This is a genomic window from Janthinobacterium sp. BJB426 (assembly GCF_002735705.1).
In the GTDB taxonomy this organism is placed as follows: domain Bacteria; phylum Pseudomonadota; class Gammaproteobacteria; order Burkholderiales; family Burkholderiaceae_D; genus Janthinobacterium.
Window position 1 is genome coordinate 81,540 of record NZ_PDZL01000018.1, and the last position, 16,364, is coordinate 97,903.

Below are 16,364 nucleotides of genomic sequence, written 5' to 3' on the forward strand. Positions count from 1 at the left end.
ATGGGCTGGTCACATCCCATAAAAAAATAGTCAGGAGACACCCATGACCACCCAACCAGGCGCCAGCCTGTCCGCCGGCGCGTCCGCGCAGGACCGCGTGCGCGAAGGCGCCTACCGCAAGGTCACCTTGCATCTGATTCCCTTCATCTTCATCTGCTACCTGTTCAACTACCTGGACCGGGTGAATGTCGGCTTTGCCAAGCTGCAAATGCTCGATGCGCTGCAATGGAGCGAAAGCGTGTACGGCCTGGGCGCGGGCATTTTCTTCATCGGCTACGTGGCCAGCGGCGTGCCCAGCAATCTGCTGCTGCACCGCCTGGGCGCGCGCAAGGTCATCGGCACCCTGATGATTGCCTGGGGCATCGCCTCTGCCTGCCTGATGTTCGTCACCACGCCGGCCGCGTTTTACTCGCTGCGCTTCATCACGGGCGTGTTCGAGGCGGGTTTCTTCCCCGGCATCGTGCTGTATTTTACGAACTGGTATCCCGCTTCGCGCCGGGGCCGCATCATGGGCCTGTTCATGTCGGCCATTCCCATTTCCGGCTTGCTGGGCAGCCCCTTGTCGGGCTGGATGATGCAATCGTTCGCGGGCCATGGCGGCCTGGCTGGCTGGCAATGGATGTTCCTGCTGCAAGGCATACCCACCGTGCTGCTGGGCTTTCTCGTGTATGTGCTGCTCAATGACGGCATCGCCCAGGCGAAGTGGCTGACTACGGAAGAAAAGCAGCTGCTGCGCGCCGACCTCGACGAGGACGAACGCCAGCGCCGCAACAGCGCGAATACGGCCGACACCTTTGCCAGCGTGTTGCGCAACAAGCACGTATGGATGCTGGGCCTCGTGTATTTCTGCATCCAGATGGGGGTGTATGCGATCAACTTCTGGCTGCCCACCATCGTCAAGTCGCTGGGTTTCGCCAGCCCCGTGGCCGTGGGCTGGGTCAGCGCCATTCCCTACCTGTGCGCCAGCATCTTCATGATCTGGGTGGGCCGTTCGGCCGACAAGCACAAGGAACGCCGCTGGCATTTGAGTGGCCCCCTGCTGATGGCGCTGTGCGGCTTGCTGCTGGCCACCCAGGCGCACGGCAACGTGGTCATCGCCCTGATCGGCCTGTCGCTGGCGACCATGGGTGCGCTGTCCGGCCTGCCCATGTTCTGGCCTTTGCCGACGGCGTTTCTCGGCAGCGCGGCGGCGGCCGGCGGCCTGGCGCTGATCAACTCGCTGGGCCAGGTGGCGGGCTTCGTCAGCCCCTTCCTCGTCGGCTGGATCAAGGATGCGACGGGCGGCACCGACGTGGCCCTGTATATTCTTTCCGCAGTCATGCTGCTGGGCGCCATACTGGTGCTGCGCGTTCCCGCGCGCATCGTGAACCGTTGAACGAAGCTGTCATCGAACCGGAGGAATTGACAATGACGACCACCGCGGCGCCGCGCGCCTTGCTGCAAGCCATGTTCCAGGCCGCCATCGCAGCGGCCCAGCCATCGCACTGCATCCCGCCCCATTTGCCGCCTGCGCCCAAGGGCCGGCTGATCGTCATCGGCGCCGGCAAGGCGTCGGCCGCCATGGCGCAAGCCGTGGAACAGCACTGGCCGGGGCCGCTGTCCGGCCTCGTCGTCACGCGCTACGGCTATGCCGTGCCGTGTGTGCGCATCGAGATCGTGGAAGCGTCGCACCCTGTGCCGGATCAGGCCGGCATGGACGCGGCGCGGCGCATGCTCGATCTGGTCGCCAACTTGCAGGCGGACGATACGGTGCTGTGCCTGATTTCGGGTGGCGGCTCGTCCCTGCTGGCCTTGCCCCTGGAGGGGATCAGCCTGGAAGACAAGCAAGCCTTGAACCGCGCATTGCTGGCGTCTGGCGCCAGCATCGGCGAAATGAATTGCGTGCGCCGCCATTTGTCCGCCATCAAGGGCGGGCGTCTGGCGGCCGCCTGCCATCCGGCGCAAGTCATCACTTTGGCCATTTCCGACGTGCCTGGCGACAAGCTGGGCGACATCGCTTCCGGCCCCACGGTGGGCGACGCCACGACGTGCGAGGATGCGCTGGCCATCGTGCGCCGCTATGGGATCACATTGCCGGACAGCCTGCGCGCCGTGTTGGAAAGCGGGCGCGGCGAATCCGTGAAACCCGATGACCCACGCCTGGCGCGCTCGCAGACGACCCTGATCGCCACGCCGCAGATGGCGCTGGAAGCGGCGGCAGAGGTGGCGCGCGCGGCCGGCGTCACGCCGTATATATTGGGCGACAGCCTGGAAGGCGAGGCGCGCGACGTGGGCAAGGTGATGGCTGGCATCGCGCTGCAAACGGCGCAGCGGGGCCAGCCGTTTCCCGCCCCGTGCGTGCTGCTGTCGGGCGGCGAAACGACGGTCACCGTGCGCGGCAATGGCCGCGGCGGGCGCAATGTGGAATTCCTGCTGGCGCTGGGCATCGCGCTCGATGGACACGAGGGCATCCACGCGCTGGCCGGCGACACGGATGGCGTCGACGGCCAGGAAGACATCGCCGGCGCGGTTCTGGCGCCCGACACCCTGCAACGGGCCTGGGCGCTGGGCATCAAGCCCCGCGACAGCCTCGACAACAACGATGGCCACGGCTTCTTCCAGGCGCTGGACGATAGCGTGATCACGGGCCCGACCTTGACGAATGTCAATGATTTCCGGGCCATCCTGATCAGCTGAGTTTAGAAGCCCTCGAGTACGATTTTTCCCTTCGCCGTATTGCTTTCCAGCAGGGCATGCGCGCGTTTCAAATTCGCGGCATTGATCGTGCCGAAGCGCTCGGCCAGGGTGGTCTTGATGACACCCGCGTCGACCAGCTGCGCCAGTTCATCGAGCAATTCATGCTGCTTGACCATGTCGGCCGTCTGGAACAGCGAACGGGTAAACATCAGTTCCCAGTGCAGCGACACGCTCTTGCCCTTGAACTTGCGCACATCGATGTGCTCGGGGTCGTCGATCAGGGCGAACTTGCCTTGCGGCGCGATGAGTTCCACGATTTGCTCGAAATGCTTGTCGGTCTGGTTCAGGCTGATCACATAATCGACGGGCGGCAAACCCAGGCGCGTGATTTCCTGCGCCAGCGGCAGGCTATGGTCGATCACGTGGTGGGCGCCCAGTTCCTTCACCCAGTCGGCCGTTTCCGCGCGCGACGCCGTGCCGATGATGGTGACACCTGTCAATTGCCGGGCCAGTTGCACCAGCACGGAACCGACGCCGCCGGCCGCGCCGATCACCAGCAGGGACTTGCCCGTCAGGCTCTTGTCGCGGCTGAGCTGCAGGCGGTCGAACAGCAATTCCCAGGCCGTAATGGCCGTCAGCGGCAGGGCGGCAGCCGGAGCAAAGTCCAGGCTGGCTGGCATGTGGCCGACGATGCGCTCGTCGACCAGCTGGAATTCGCTGTTGCTGCCGGGGCGGTTGATGGCGCCCGCGTACCAGACTTTATCTCCCACCTGGAACAGGGTCACGTCGGGGCCGATGGCGGTGACGACGCCGGCCGCATCCCAGCCCAGCACTTCCGGCTGGCCGTCTTTCGGCGCGCGGTTCTTGCGCACCTTGGTGTCGACGGGATTGACGGAAATGGCGTGCACGGCGACGAGCAGGTCGCGTCCCGTGGCGGCGGGCACGGGCAGCTCGATGTCGAGCAGGGCGTTGGCATCCGTGATGGGCAGGCTGTGGTGGTAGGCGATGGCTTTCATGTTCTTCCTCGTTGAGTGGATACCGTATGATGGTGGCAATGCCGGCCTGGAAACAGGGGGCGCGTACCGAAACACTTTCAAAGGAATGCTGAAAATTGCTGCGACTCGATGACTTGCAGGTATTTGTGCGCACGGCCGACCGCGGCAGTTTGTCGGCGGCCGCGCGCGAACTCGGCATTTCGCCCGCGCTGGCCAGCGCCGCCGTCAAGCGCCTGGAAGCGGAACTGGGCATGCGCCTGCTGGCTCGCACGACGCGCTCGCTGAGCCTGACGCCGGAAGGCACGCAATACCTGGAGCACGCGCGCGAAGCCTTGCGCCTGCTGCGCGCAGGCCACGATGCGCTGCTGGCGAGCAAGGACAGTTTCGGCGGAACCTTGAAAATTGCCATGCCATCGGACCTGGGCCGCAACCTGATGCTGGGCTGGCTGGACGAGTTCCAGCTGCGCCATCCGAAACTGCAGTACCAGCTCAGCGTCAGCGACCGGGTGGCCGACATGGTGCGCCAGCAAGTCGACGTGGCCATCCGCTATGGCCAGCAAGACGATTCGAGCCTGATCGCCATGCCGATCGCGCCCGCCAACGACCGGGTGCTGGTAGCGTCTCCCGCCTACCTGCGCGAATACGGCCCCCTGCTGGCGCTGGAAGACTTGTCGCAGCGCAATTGCCTGCGTTTCGCGCTGGAAGACGGCTTGCATGACCGCTGGACCTTTTACCGCCTGCCCCAGCGCGAGCAAGTGACGGTGTCCGTGAGCGGCAACCGCAGCGCAGACGACGCCGACCTGGTGCGCCGCTGGGCCGTGGCGGGCCTGGGCATCGCTTACAAATCGCGGCTCGACGTGACTGGCGACCTGGTCGCCGGCCGTTTGCAAGCGCTGTTGCCCGAGGTGGCGGGCGAAGCGACGCCCTTGCACCTGGTCTGCACGCACCGGGCGCAGGTGACGCCGCTGGTGCTGCAGTTGCGCGATTTCCTGCGCGACAAATGTGCGCAGCTATTGAAACAGCATGATTGAGCGGAGCTTATTCCTTCGCGAGGTGCCCGCCGCGCATCTGAATATCATCGATTCTTTAAAATCACTTCACTCATGTATTGATTCAAATCGCGAAAATCCTTCACCCGCCAGGCATATGGCGCGATCTTGACGCCATTCTCTTTCAAGGTCTTTGGAATCAAATCGCCATTCGGACGCAGTATGACCGACGATACGATTACGCCCGGATAATCCTTCAGGCGTTTTTTGAACGCGGCGCTTGTCAGGTCAGGCGTGGGAGGCGTGCTTTTATTCGCCAATGGCCCGGTGCCCTTGATCTCCGCGCCATGGCACACGGCGCAGCGCTGGACATACAGCGTTTTCCCATTCAGATTCTCCGCCAGGGCTGACGGCGTTTGAATCAGCGATAACGTTCCTAATGCAGCGATAAATAATATTTTCATTTCTTTTAATGTGGACGTATTGTATGGATAATGTCTGGTTCGAGAGAAAATACGGCGCTGCCATTGCAATACGCAATTCTCCCGATAACATTTTATCCGAGATTATTCATCATAATGCGCCCGTACCCGCGAGCGCAGGGCTGGTGAACAATCCTGCTTGATTACAACTCGTTGCAAATGGCAATCATGCGCAGGTCAACCTGGGCGTACCCTCAAGCATTCTGCATGAAACCGCTCGAAGGACTGCCATGACCCCACACCGATTCTTGCCGCCGACCTTGATTTCCCTGCTCTTGCTGGCCGGCTGCGCCGCGACCGGACCTGCCGTCCAGTCCGATCATCGCGCGCAGACTAGTTCCACACAGGACATCGCCATGCTGGAACGGGTGAGCTGGGGCGTGAACGGGGGCAGCGTGCGCCAGGTGCAGGACAAAGGCTGGAACGCCTGGCTGCAGGCGCAGTTGCACCCAGGCAAAGCCAGCTTGCCGCCCGCCGTGCAGGCGCAAATCGACGCCATGACCATCAGCCAGGTGCCGCTCGATCAATTGGTGGTTTCTATGGAGCAAAAGCGCAAGGATGCGGCCGGCGTGATGGATGACATGGCAAAGCAGCAGGCGCAAAAGGATTACCAGCAGGAACTGAATCGCCTGGCACGCGAGGCGGCCACGCGCTCGCTGTTGCTGGATGTGTATTCGCCTAACCAGTTGCAGCAGCAACTGAGCTGGTTTTGGCTCAACCATTTCAGCGTGCACCAGGGCAAGCACAACTTGCGCGCCATGGTGGGCGATTACGAGGCGAACGCCATCGCACCACATGCACTGGGGAAATTCCGTGACTTACTGGGCGCGACCGTCCACCATCCGGCCATGCTGCGCTACCTGGACAATGAAGCCAACGCCGCCAAGCGCATCAATGAAAACTATGCGCGCGAGCTGATGGAGCTGCATACCCTGGGGGTGAACGGCGGCTACAGCCAGGCTGACGTGCAGGAGCTGGCGCGCATCCTGACCGGGGTGGGCGTGAATCTGGGAGCGGACACTCCGAAGGTGAAACCGGCGCTGCAGTCGCAATATGTGCGCAAGGGCTTGTTCGAGTTCAACCCGAACCGCCACGATTACGGCGATAAACAATTCCTCGGGCAAACGGTGAAGGGCCGGGGGCTGGCCGAGCTTGATGAAGCGCTGGATCGCCTGAGCCGCAGTCCCGCCACGGCGCACTTTGTCAGCGGCAAGCTGGCCCAGTATTTCGTCGGCGACAATCCGCCCGAAGCGCTGGTGGCGCGCATGGCGGCCACCTTCCAGCACAGCGACGGCATGATTGCCGACGTGCTGCAGACGATGTTCGACAGCCCCGAATTCCGGCAATCGCTGGGCAAGAAATTCAAGGACCCCATGCATTATGTGGTGTCGGCCGTGCGCCTCAGCTATGACGACAAGCCCATCCTGAACGCGGGCCCCATGCTGAGCTGGCTTTCGCGCATGGGGCAGCCCCTGTACGGCCGCCAGACCCCGGACGGTTATCCATTGACGGACGCCTCCTGGGCCAGCCCAGGGCAAATGACGACGCGCTTCGATATTGCCCGCACCATCGGTTCGGGCAGCGCCGGCCTGTTCAAGACGGATGGCCCGCAGCCGCAGGAAAAGGTCGCGTTCCCGCAACTGGCCAGCGCCCTGTATTACCAGTCGCTGCAGCCAGGCCTGAGTCCGGCCACGCGCCAGGCCCTGGAGCAGGCCGCTTCGCCGCAGGAGTGGAATACCTTTTTGCTGTCATCCCCTGAAATGATGCACCGCTAAGTTGAAACTGAAGGAATCGCCATGAATCGTCGTGACTTGCTGAAAGCCCTGGCCGCCGCGCCCTTGTTCACTCACGCGGGCAGTCTGCTGGCCGCACCCGCCACGGATGCCAGGCTGCTGTTCGTCTTCCTGCGTGGTGGCTATGACGCGAACAACCTGCTGGTGCCGGTCGGCAGCGATTTTTATTATGCCTCGCGGCCGAATATCGCCATCGCGAAACCGGGCGAGGACAACGGCGCGCTGGCCTTGAACGCGGACTGGGCCCTGCATCCGGCCTTGCGCGAAACCATCTATCCCATGTTCACGGGCGGCGAGGCGGCCTTCATCCCGTTCGCTGGCACGACGGATTTGACGCGCAGCCATTTCGAGACGCAGGACAGCATCGAACTGGGACAGGAGATCGGCGGGCGCCGCGACTTCCGCTCGGGTTTCCTGAACCGTCTGGCGCAAAGCCTCAATAGCAGCAATCACGCCATTTCTTTCACCGACCAGTTGCCCCTGATTTTCCAGGGCGGCGTGCAAGTGCCGAACATGGGACTGCGCTCCGTGGGCAAGGCGGGCATTGATGCGCGTCAAAGCCAGGTCATCGCCGCCATGTACAAGGGCACGCCCCTGCAGCAACCGATCAGCGCGGGCTTTGCCGTGCGCGACGATGTGACCAAGGAATTGACGGGCGAGATGCAGGCGGCCAACCGCAACGCCATCAGTACCAAGGGCTTTGAACTGGAAGCGCAGCGTATCGCCCGCTTGATGAAGGACAAATACAAGCTCGGCTTCGTCGACGTGGGCGGCTGGGATACGCACGTGGGGCAGGGCGGCGCCAGCGGCTACCTGGCGGGGCGCTTCGAGGAGCTGGGGCGGGGCCTGGCCGCGTTTTCGCAGGAAATGGGCAGCGCCTGGCGCAATACGGTGGTGGTCGTGGTCAGCGAATTTGGCCGCACCTTTCGCGAAAACGGCAACCGCGGCACGGATCACGGCCACGGCAGCGTGTTCTGGGTGCTGGGCGGCGGAATCAAAGGCAAACAGGTGGCGGGCGAGCAGGTGGCGATTGCGCAGGCGAATTTGTTCCAGAACCGCGACATGCCCGTGCTGAATGAATACCGGGCCGTGCTGGGCGGCTTGCTGCGCCGCACCTTCGGCTTGACCCCGGCGCAGCTCGACCATGTGTTTGCCGGCGTGAAACCGGTGGAGCTGGGGCTCGTGTAAATCGCAATGCCACCGTGTTACGCTACGCCTGCGCAACTGGCGCATAGCGAATACTGGTGGCCTGTGGCGCCGGGCACGAATGGAGTGGCATGAACGATACCCAGCGCGACATTGTCAGCGCAGGCTTTTCCCTGGCCTTGATCGCCGTGACGGCCTTCGTCATGCAGCGTTTCTTTTTGCCGCTCGTGTGGGCCGGCATCCTGTGCGTGGCCACCTGGCCCCTGTACCTGCGCGTGCGCGCGGCGCTGGGGCAGCGCACCATCATTGCGGCAGCCGTGCTGACCCTGGCGTTCGCCTGCATCTTCATCATACCCGTGCTGTTCGGCGTGGCGCAGGCGGCGCGCGAAGTGCCCGTGCTGGCCAATTTCGTCGTCCATGCGAACACCGACGGCTTGCCCGTGCCGGACTGGGTGTCGCATATTCCGCTGGCCGGCAGCGCCATCGCCGACTGGTGGCAAGCCACCCTGAGCCAGCCCCATGGCCTCGGCCACTTCTTTGCGGGCAGCGCCGTGGGCGGCTTTCATTCCGCGCGCGACATGCTCAAGGTGCTGGGCGCGGACGTGTTCCACCGCCTGGTCGACTTCGGACTGGCGTTTTTATGCCTGTTTTTCTTTTACAAGGATGGCGAAGCGCTGACGCGCCAGATCACGGCCGTCGGCAGCCATTTCCTGCGCCCCGAACGGTGGGGTCGCTATGCGCAAAAGATTCCTACCGCCATCCGCGCGACCGTCAACGGCCTGGTGCTGGTGGGCCTGGCCGAAGGCGTGCTGATCGGCATCGCCTACGCCATCGCCGGCTTGCCGTCACCGGCCCTGTGGGCGTTTGCCACTGGCATCCTGGCCATCATCCCGTTCGGTGCGCCGCTCGCTTACCTGTGCGCGGCTGCCTTGCTGATCTTCCAGGGCAATGTGGGCGCCGCCATCGGCGTGGCCGCGTGGGGCACCGTGGTGCTGTTCGTGGCTGACCACTTCGTGCGGCCCGGCATGATCGGCAACGCCACCCGCTTGCCCTTCCTGGCCGTGCTGTTCGGCATTCTGGGCGGCGTGGAAACCCTGGGCCTCGTGGGCCTGTTCATCGGCCCCGTCGTGATGGTGCTGTTCGTGACCTTGTGGTACGAAGCGAATGTGTCTGACCGCGTACCGTCTGCCAACGTAGCTGCCAACGCGCTTGCCGGCGCAGCTGCTGAAACACCTGCCAGCCCGGCCGCGCCGGAACGCACACAGTAGTGAGGGGTCGGCCAGCGTGCCGCTGGCCGGTACTGAGGCGTTCCCGGCGTGGCCGGACGGAGCACCTGGACCGCTACGCGGTTAAGGTGAACTTAATGCGCTTTAGATAAGATCAACAACCAACGGCGCATCAGCAGCACTTCAACATAGCCCGGCTCGATGCCCGTACCGCACTCGATCAAGGGATTGACGGTGTAGTAGCGCTTGCGGAAGTCGCGGCAGACGAGGATTTCGCGCTTGCCCATGCGGACGAGGAAAGAGCTTGGGGCGTATTCCAGGCCGAACCGTGAGCCAAAACCGCTATTCAATGTTGCCATGACAATTCCTTTGAGGGAGATGTGTTGAACGAGTCATCAGAATAGCATAACTACTGTATGAATACACAGCTACTGTATGAATAAACAGTATTTTTTTATTGGTGTGGTTTTTTTGATCATCCCGCTTGATTTGAGGAGTAAGTAGTTTGCAAGAGAAGAATGACATGGGCATGACCACGGGCTGGACCACGAAACTGCGCCGCTTTGTCGAGGCGCGCCTGTCGCCCGAAGGCGAGCTGGGCCTGCATATGACGGTGGGCGTGGCCTTGATGCTGGTGGCCATCGTGGTCTTTCACGAGATCGCCGAAGCCGTGATGGGCATGGCCCAGATCACGGTAATCGACTTGCAGGTGGCGCAGTGGTTCAATCAGCATGCCGTGCCGTGGATCACCAGCTGCCTGCTGGTCGTCACGCACATGCATGGCGTGATCGGCGCCATCACCCTGGCCGTCTTGCTGGGCTGGTATCTGCACCGCAAGGGCGCCGATTACTGGCTGTTTACCCTGCTCATCACCATGCCGGGCGTCATGTTTTTGAACCTGCTGCTAAAGTACATTTTTGTTCGCGCGCGGCCCAGTTTTGACGAACCCATTCTGCAGACGGCCTTGAGCACGTACAGTTTCCCCAGCGGCCATACGGCCACCTCGACAGCCCTGTACGGCTTGCTGGCCGCTTACCTGATTTGCCAGACGGCGCCGGGCGCGTGGGGCAAGCGCATCACCATCGCGCTGGGCGCCTTCCTGATGGCGTCACTTGTGGGTTTCAGCCGCATTTACCTGGGCGCGCATTACCTGAGCGATGTACTGGCGGCCATGGCGGAAAGCTATGGTTGGCTGGCCATCTGCATCGCCGGCGTGTCGACCCTGCGCCGCCGCCGGCATATCCGGCAAACCAAATAAGGGGAGTGATCCTGAGCAAGATTGCAGTCATCATCAATGCGGGTGCCGGTTGCGGCTATGCGCCTGACTGGGCGCAGCAGCTCGAAGCGAAATTCGCCGCCGTGGGGCTCGACGCTGCCATCACCCTGGCCGCCAGCGGCGCAGACATGATCGCCACGGCCGAACAAGCCTTGCGCGATGGCGCGCCCATCGTCGTGGCCGGTGGTGGCGACGGCACCATCAACGCCGTCGCTTCCGTCGTGGTCGGCAGCGGCACGCCGTTTGGCGTCTTGCCGCTGGGTACCTTGAACCATTTCGCCAAGGATTTGAATATTCCGCTCGAGCTCGATGCGGCGATTGCCAACGTGGCGCAGGGCGTGCCGCACCAGGTCGACGTGGGCGAAGTCAATGGCCGCATCTTCCTGAACAATTCCAGCCTGGGCCTGTATCCGGACATCGTGCGCGACCGCGAAAAGCAGCAGCGCCGGCTGGGACGGGGCAAGTGGTTGGCCTTCAGCTGGGCGCTGCTGGCGGCCTTGCGCCGCTATCCCTTCCTCAGCGTGCAATTGAAACTCAAGGACGCCGTGCATGCGCGGCGCACGCCCTTTGTTTTCATCGGCAATAATGAATACCTGATGGAAGGCTTGAATATCGGCGAGCGCGAGCGGCTCGATGGCGGCCAGCTGAGCCTGTACGTGGCGCAGCGTCCGGGCCGCCTGGGCTTGCTGAAGCTGGCCTTGCACGCGCTGTTCGGCAAGTTGTCGCAAGCCAAGGATTTTGACGTGCTGACGGCCACCGACCTGGAAATCGCGACGCATCACCGCCGTCTGCGTGTGGCCACCGATGGCGAGGTGACGATCATGAATACGCCGCTGCAGTACCGCATCCGCCCGGCCGCGCTGGCGGTGCTGGTGCCAGCGCCGGCACCGACTGGGGAGTAAGGCATGCGTACCATCGTGCATTTGTCCGACTTGCATTTTGGCAGGGTCGACGCGGACCTGCTGGCGCCCTTGCGCGCACTCGTCGAGCGCCTGGAACCGGACGTGGTCGTGGTCTCGGGCGATTTGACGCAACGTGCCCGCAGCGCCCAGTTCCAACAGGCGCGGCACTTTCTCGACAGCTTGCCGGGGCCGCAAATCGTGGTGCCGGGCAACCATGACGTGCCGCTGTACAACGTCTTTTCCCGCTTCCTGACGCCGCTGGTGAAATACCGGCGCCATGTGACGGACGATTTGTCGCCCGAATATGTGGATGAGGAAATCGCCGTGCTGGGCATCAATACCGCCCGCTCCCTGACCTTCAAGGATGGGCGCATCAGTCACGAACAGATTGATTTCCTGCGCGAACGCCTGGGCCGTTTGCCACCCGGTTTGACGCGTATCATCGTCACGCATCATCCGTTTGACTTGCCCGAGCACTTCGACGAGGATGACCTGGTCGACCGCGCCCCGCAGGCGCTGCAAATGTTTTCCGAATGCGGCGTGGATCTGCTGCTGGCAGGACACTTGCATGCCAGCGTGGCGGGCAACACGGCCGAACGCTACAAGATCGCCGGCTACGCTGCCCTGATGGTGCAGGCGGGCACGGCCACGTCGACGCGGGGCAGGGGCGAGTCGAACTCCTTCAACGTGCTGCGCGTGGAAAACAGTTGCATCCGGGTCGAGCGCTACAGCTGGAATGAAGACAGCGCCGACTTTGAAAAAGTCAGCACGGAAGCGTTCGAGCGCCAGGGCGGCGTGTGGGCCAGCTTGCGGCCGCTGTAGGTTTCCTGTAGGTCGGATTAGCGCGGCGAAGCCGGGCGTAATCCGACAATATTGTTGGCTTTGGTAATGGTTGTGGTGATGTCGGATTACGCTCCGCTAATCCGACCTACGCTGGCTGCTTGAATGCCCTGGCGTCGAAAGGCTGGGGTTCGCCGCTGGCCTCTCCTTCCAGCAGCGCCGCGCGGATCGCATCAAGTTCGGCGCTGCGCTCCTGCTCACGCCGGATCAGATCGCGGATGTATTCGCTGTCGTTGGTATAGCGTCCGGCGTCAATTTGCGCCTTGATCCAGTCGTCTTGCTGGTCCGTCAAGGTAATGGTCTTGCGCACGGTTCCCATGATGGTCAACTCCAGAAATGAGCAATACGACGATCATCATACTATTGGTGCAATATAGTGCATATCAGTGCGAATATCCAGCCGTTGAACTACGCCTACATTTACAGCCAGTAGTTCATGAAGCGCGCCGCCCACTCCTTCATGCGGTCCGAGATAGGCCGCGTTTCCCATTTTGCTTTGGTGATTTCTTCCGAATCGCGCAAGTCTTCCTGGAAAGCGTTTTCCATTTCGCGCCCGAAGCTGTCGCCGAGCACGATCACGTTCAGCTCGCTATTGTGCAGGAAGCTGCGCATGTCGATGTTGGTCGAACCCACGGTCGACCAGGCGCCGTCGATGACGGCTGTCTTGGCGTGCAGCACGGCCAGTTTCAAGTGAAAGATGCGGACGCCGCCAGCCAGCAACTGGTCGTACAGCGCGTGTCCCGCGTGGAACACGAGGCCGCTGTCGGACACGCCGGGCAGCACCACGGTCACGTCCACGCCCCGTTTGGCGGCCGCGACCAGCGCGTCGACCGTCTGCTGGTCGGGCACGAAATAGGCGGATGTGATGTGGATGGATTTCTTGGCTTCCTGGATGGCCAGGATGTACGCCTTGTAGATTTCAAAGCCGCCGTCCGGCTCGCTGGCCACGACGCGCACCAGCTTGTCGCCCACTTCGGAAAGTACAGGGAAATAATTGGCGTCCGGCAAGTCGGCCTGGTCTTGCTGGGCCCAGGTGCGGATGAACAGCCACTGGAAGGCGGCCACGGCCGGGCCTTCCACTTTCACGTGGGTGTCGCGCCAGCCCACGTCCTTCTTGTCGGTGGCTTTCGATTTCGAGCGGAACAGCGAGCTTTTCGCGTAGGTATCGCTGATATTGATGCCGCCCGTAAATGCCATCTTGCCATCGACGATCAGCACCTTGCGGTGGTCGCGGTTGTTGATCTTCCAGTCATCGCCCTTGAGCTTGGCGGGATTGACGGGGTTGAAGGCGACCAGGTGAATGCCGGCCGCGCGCATGCGCTCAAAGAACGCCTGTGGCACGCCGAGGGTGCCCACGCTGTCGTAGATGACGTTGACCGTCACGCCCGCCTGCTGCTTTTCGATGAGCATGTCGGCAAACTTCAGGCCCAGCGGGTCCTGGTCGAAGATATAGGTTTCCAGGTTGATGCTGTTTTTCGCTTCGCTGATGGCCTGGAACATGGCGGTCATGGTTTGCGGGCCGTCAAACAGCAGGGTCACCTTGTTGCCCTTGATCAAAGGCACGCCCGTGGCGGCCTCTTCCAGCGCGGCCTGGGTTTTCAGGTCCATGCCGGACCTGGCCCAGCGCTTGTTGAGCAGGGCGGCCCGGCTGTTGACGTTCAGCAAGGCGCCCTTGCTCGTGATCACATTGGGCTTGGCCACCGGTTCGAGGGTGGTATTGAGATTCTTGACATTGGGCAGCGAGGCGCATGCAGCCAGGGTCCAGCACAGCAGTAGGGCGGTGAGGCAGGGTTGCATGCGACTAGCGGTCATTTTTGAGCCTTGGTCGTGGGTGACAGGTTTGCCGACTCGTCGACCAGTGCCAAAGGTGGCGGGTTTTTCGAGCCGAAGAAGAAGACAATGGGCGAGCGCAGGAAGCGCTTGCCCAGAATCTTCAATAATTGCATGCCGTGCTTGAATCGTACCTGGCGCGAACGCAGGGCGACCCACAGTGCCAGGCCGAAGCTGACCAGCAGGTTTGCCGTGCCGATGGCGAAGATGCCCGACAGCGACTTGACGGCCAGTTGCCAGCTCATGTTGTGGTCCAGGCCCACCAGAGCCGTCGCAAAGTTGGCGGCCGAGAAGGTGATGTGGCGGATATCGATCGGCAAGCCGATCAGGAAACCGAGGGTGCCGATGGAACCGAGCAGGATACCGAAATAGAAGTTACCCATCAGCCCGCCCAGGTTGTTTTCCAGATACAAGCCCAGCCGTTGCAGGCGTTCCTGGCCGATCACCCGGCCCAGGCCGCGCAATTGCGCGATGCGCTGCGCCCAGCGCGTGTACAGGGCCTGGTTGTCATAGTAGCCCGAAATCAGACCGGCCACGAACAGGCACACGCCGGCGATCATGGCGTAGAAGATGGCGGGGCTGCCGATGGGGTCGATATCGTGCAGCAAGTGCATGGCTTTTTCCGGCGTCACCAGATTGTGTCCCGTGATCGCCTTGTAGCCGAGCGCGATCAGCCAGGCCGTGGGGATGGCGGTTGCCAGGTTGCCCAGCACGGCCATGTTTTGCGTGCGGAAGACCTTGTTGATCAGTTCCGCCATGCTGTCGAGGTCGATATTCCGTCCATCCTTGCTGTGCAGGCCGGCGGCGATGCGCGAGGCCGTCATGGCCGGCTGCTTGGTGGCCACTGTGAAGTGCAGCAAGTGGATGAACATGAAGCCGATAGAGTAATTCATGCTGAACATGAAGGCTTCGACCAGCGGCGCCGAGCGCAAATACGACATCAATATCTTGAACAGGGCCATGAAGCCGATGATCACGCCCGCGCCGGCCGACGAGAGGAACATGGCGCCCATCTCGCGGCGGTTTTCCGCGATGTAATGTTCGCCCGTGCGGCTGGCGTTTTCCGTCACATTGCGCGCCAACAAGTTGATGTTGTCGGAAAACAGGTCGCTGACCTTGTACTTGTGGTTATGCGCGCGTATCAGTTCCAGCGCCAGCCCGACGGCGCCCGCGCGGCGGCGGCTGACCGGTTGCGGGTGCAGCAAGTCCTGCGTGGCGTCCACCGTGATGGCGGCGATGTCCACGTTGTTCGATGCCGGCAGCTCGCCGCTCGTGTCGACCAGGAACAGCAGCTTGCGCAGGCGCTCGATGCTTTGCGCCAAGGCCACCAATAAATACGTCAGGGGAATGCTGGTGCCCTGGTACAGCGCCTTCTTGCGGATCTTGGCGATGACGGCGTCGCACTGGTCCAGCATCACCAGCAAATGACGCGCATCCTCGATGTGCTCGATGTCGCCTTGCAGCAAATTCGTGTAGGCGTCCAGGTAGGCGTTCACTTCCGTGTTCTGCACCATGAACGGCGACTGGAACACTTCAATTTCATTGTGGAAACGCGTCAGTTCCGGTTCCAGGCCCATGGCGCAGACGCGGTAGGACAGGGTGCGGATGGCGTCGAGCATGCCTGGCAGCATGATGTTGCCATCGCCGACGGCCAGTTCGATGTCGTCGCTGGTGAGCACGTCGAACAGTTCCAGCCAGTCCGTGGCGGGCACGTTGCTGATCCACAAATAATCGGTTTTCAGGTACAGCACCTGGTCGAGCGCGTCGTTCAGGTATTCGTCGCCGAGGGCGGGCGGCAGCATGCGGTAGGCGATGCGGCGTTTCAATTCCGTGAAGAAACCGCTGTTCGACAGTACGCCGATATCGGTGTACAGGCTGGCGTGGCGGCGCGCGGCCAGCACGCGCAGCACGTATTCGTGCAGGGCGCGCGCTTGCGCGGGGTTACCTTTGAGAAGCTGGCGCAGGGTGCGCACGTTGGCAATCGCGGTAGCGCTGTCGTGCGAGCGCTTGGGACGCAGTGAGTTGAATAATTCCACCAGCAAGTCGATATTGCTGGAGTTGGGGTCAATGCGTTCGAGGATAGCTAGCATGCAGAAAAAACGGGCGAGCCGCTGTCGGTAAAACCAGTAGTGTACCGCCTGCGTCAAATCGCGCAACGTTCGCCACCGAACATTGCTTTACGGCAGGGCCTGCATTTCACGCCATTTTG

At 62.4% G+C, this 16,364-nt stretch carries 15 protein-coding genes; 9 read left to right on the plus strand and 6 right to left on the minus strand.

Annotated elements, in window-relative coordinates:
- Positions 1–43 precede the first annotated feature (43 nt).
- Positions 44–1,375, plus strand: coding sequence for an MFS transporter (locus CSQ93_RS23190; RefSeq protein ID WP_099380079.1), 1,332 nt, complete (start codon positions 44–46; stop codon positions 1,373–1,375).
- Positions 1,376–1,407: 32 nt separating this feature from the next.
- Positions 1,408–2,676, plus strand: a complete 1,269-nt coding sequence (locus CSQ93_RS23195; RefSeq protein WP_099380080.1) for a glycerate kinase type-2 family protein — start codon at positions 1,408–1,410, stop codon at positions 2,674–2,676.
- A gap of 2 nt (positions 2,677–2,678) precedes the next feature.
- Here the strand turns inward: CSQ93_RS23195 and CSQ93_RS23200 are convergent, their stop codons facing one another.
- Entirely contained in the window at positions 2,679–3,692 is a 1,014-nt protein-coding gene (locus CSQ93_RS23200; protein ID WP_099380081.1) for a zinc-binding alcohol dehydrogenase family protein, read from the minus strand.
- 95 nt (positions 3,693–3,787) lie between these two features.
- Here CSQ93_RS23200 and CSQ93_RS23205 point away from each other — a divergent pair, with 95 nt between their 5' ends.
- Positions 3,788–4,702, plus strand: a complete 915-nt coding sequence (locus CSQ93_RS23205) for a LysR family transcriptional regulator (protein ID WP_099380082.1) — start codon at positions 3,788–3,790, stop codon at positions 4,700–4,702.
- 44 nt (positions 4,703–4,746) lie between these two features.
- Here CSQ93_RS23205 and CSQ93_RS23210 read toward each other — a convergent pair whose 3' ends face one another.
- Positions 4,747–5,124 carry a c-type cytochrome gene (locus CSQ93_RS23210; RefSeq protein ID WP_099380083.1) on the minus strand — a complete coding sequence of 126 codons (378 nt, stop codon included), beginning with the start codon at positions 5,122–5,124 and terminating at the stop codon, positions 4,747–4,749.
- Between the two features lie 248 nt (positions 5,125–5,372).
- Here CSQ93_RS23210 and CSQ93_RS23215 point away from each other — a divergent pair, with 248 nt between their 5' ends.
- From CSQ93_RS23215 to CSQ93_RS23225, 3 genes are all read left to right on the plus strand, one after another.
- Positions 5,373–6,917 carry a DUF1800 domain-containing protein gene (locus CSQ93_RS23215; protein WP_099380084.1) on the plus strand — a complete coding sequence of 515 codons (1,545 nt, stop codon included), beginning with the start codon at positions 5,373–5,375 and terminating at the stop codon, positions 6,915–6,917.
- A gap of 21 nt (positions 6,918–6,938) precedes the next feature.
- Positions 6,939–8,123 (plus strand): DUF1501 domain-containing protein, encoded by a 1,185-nt coding sequence (locus CSQ93_RS23220; protein ID WP_099380085.1) that lies wholly within the window; start codon positions 6,939–6,941, stop codon positions 8,121–8,123.
- An 89-nt stretch (positions 8,124–8,212) separates the two neighbouring features.
- Positions 8,213–9,349 carry an AI-2E family transporter gene (locus tag CSQ93_RS23225; RefSeq protein ID WP_099380086.1) on the plus strand — a complete coding sequence of 379 codons (1,137 nt, stop codon included), beginning with the start codon at positions 8,213–8,215 and terminating at the stop codon, positions 9,347–9,349.
- A gap of 92 nt (positions 9,350–9,441) precedes the next feature.
- Here the strand turns inward: CSQ93_RS23225 and CSQ93_RS23230 are convergent, their stop codons facing one another.
- A complete protein-coding gene (locus CSQ93_RS23230; RefSeq protein ID WP_010396348.1) occupies positions 9,442–9,666 on the minus strand; it encodes a hypothetical protein in 225 nt (74 codons plus the stop codon).
- Positions 9,667–9,812: 146 nt separating this feature from the next.
- Here CSQ93_RS23230 and CSQ93_RS23235 point away from each other — a divergent pair, with 146 nt between their 5' ends.
- The 3 genes from CSQ93_RS23235 to CSQ93_RS23245 are packed head-to-tail and all read left to right on the plus strand — an operon-like array spanning position 9,813 to position 12,307.
- Complete coding sequence (locus CSQ93_RS23235; protein WP_322427979.1) at positions 9,813–10,565, plus strand: phosphatase PAP2 family protein; 753 nt, start codon at positions 9,813–9,815, stop codon at positions 10,563–10,565.
- 5 nt (positions 10,566–10,570) lie between these two features.
- Positions 10,571–11,485, plus strand: a complete 915-nt coding sequence (locus CSQ93_RS23240) for a diacylglycerol/lipid kinase family protein (protein ID WP_099380088.1) — start codon at positions 10,571–10,573, stop codon at positions 11,483–11,485.
- Positions 11,486–11,488: 3 nt separating this feature from the next.
- A complete protein-coding gene (locus CSQ93_RS23245) occupies positions 11,489–12,307 on the plus strand; it encodes a metallophosphoesterase family protein (RefSeq protein WP_099380089.1) in 819 nt (272 codons plus the stop codon).
- A gap of 106 nt (positions 12,308–12,413) precedes the next feature.
- Here CSQ93_RS23245 and CSQ93_RS23250 read toward each other — a convergent pair whose 3' ends face one another.
- From CSQ93_RS23250 to CSQ93_RS23260, 3 genes are all read right to left on the minus strand, one after another.
- Complete coding sequence (locus tag CSQ93_RS23250) at positions 12,414–12,644, minus strand: type II toxin-antitoxin system ParD family antitoxin (protein WP_099380090.1); 231 nt, start codon at positions 12,642–12,644, stop codon at positions 12,414–12,416.
- 101 nt (positions 12,645–12,745) lie between these two features.
- Positions 12,746–14,137 carry a cardiolipin synthase gene (cls, locus tag CSQ93_RS23255; protein WP_099380091.1) on the minus strand — a complete coding sequence of 464 codons (1,392 nt, stop codon included), beginning with the start codon at positions 14,135–14,137 and terminating at the stop codon, positions 12,746–12,748.
- The gene (locus CSQ93_RS23260) at positions 14,134–16,245 is read right to left on the minus strand and encodes a site-specific recombinase (RefSeq protein WP_099380107.1); all 2,112 of its coding nucleotides are present in this window, start codon (positions 16,243–16,245) and stop codon (positions 14,134–14,136) included. Before CSQ93_RS23260 ends, cls begins: the two co-directional genes overlap by 4 nt.
- Positions 16,246–16,364: the final 119 nt, after the last annotated feature.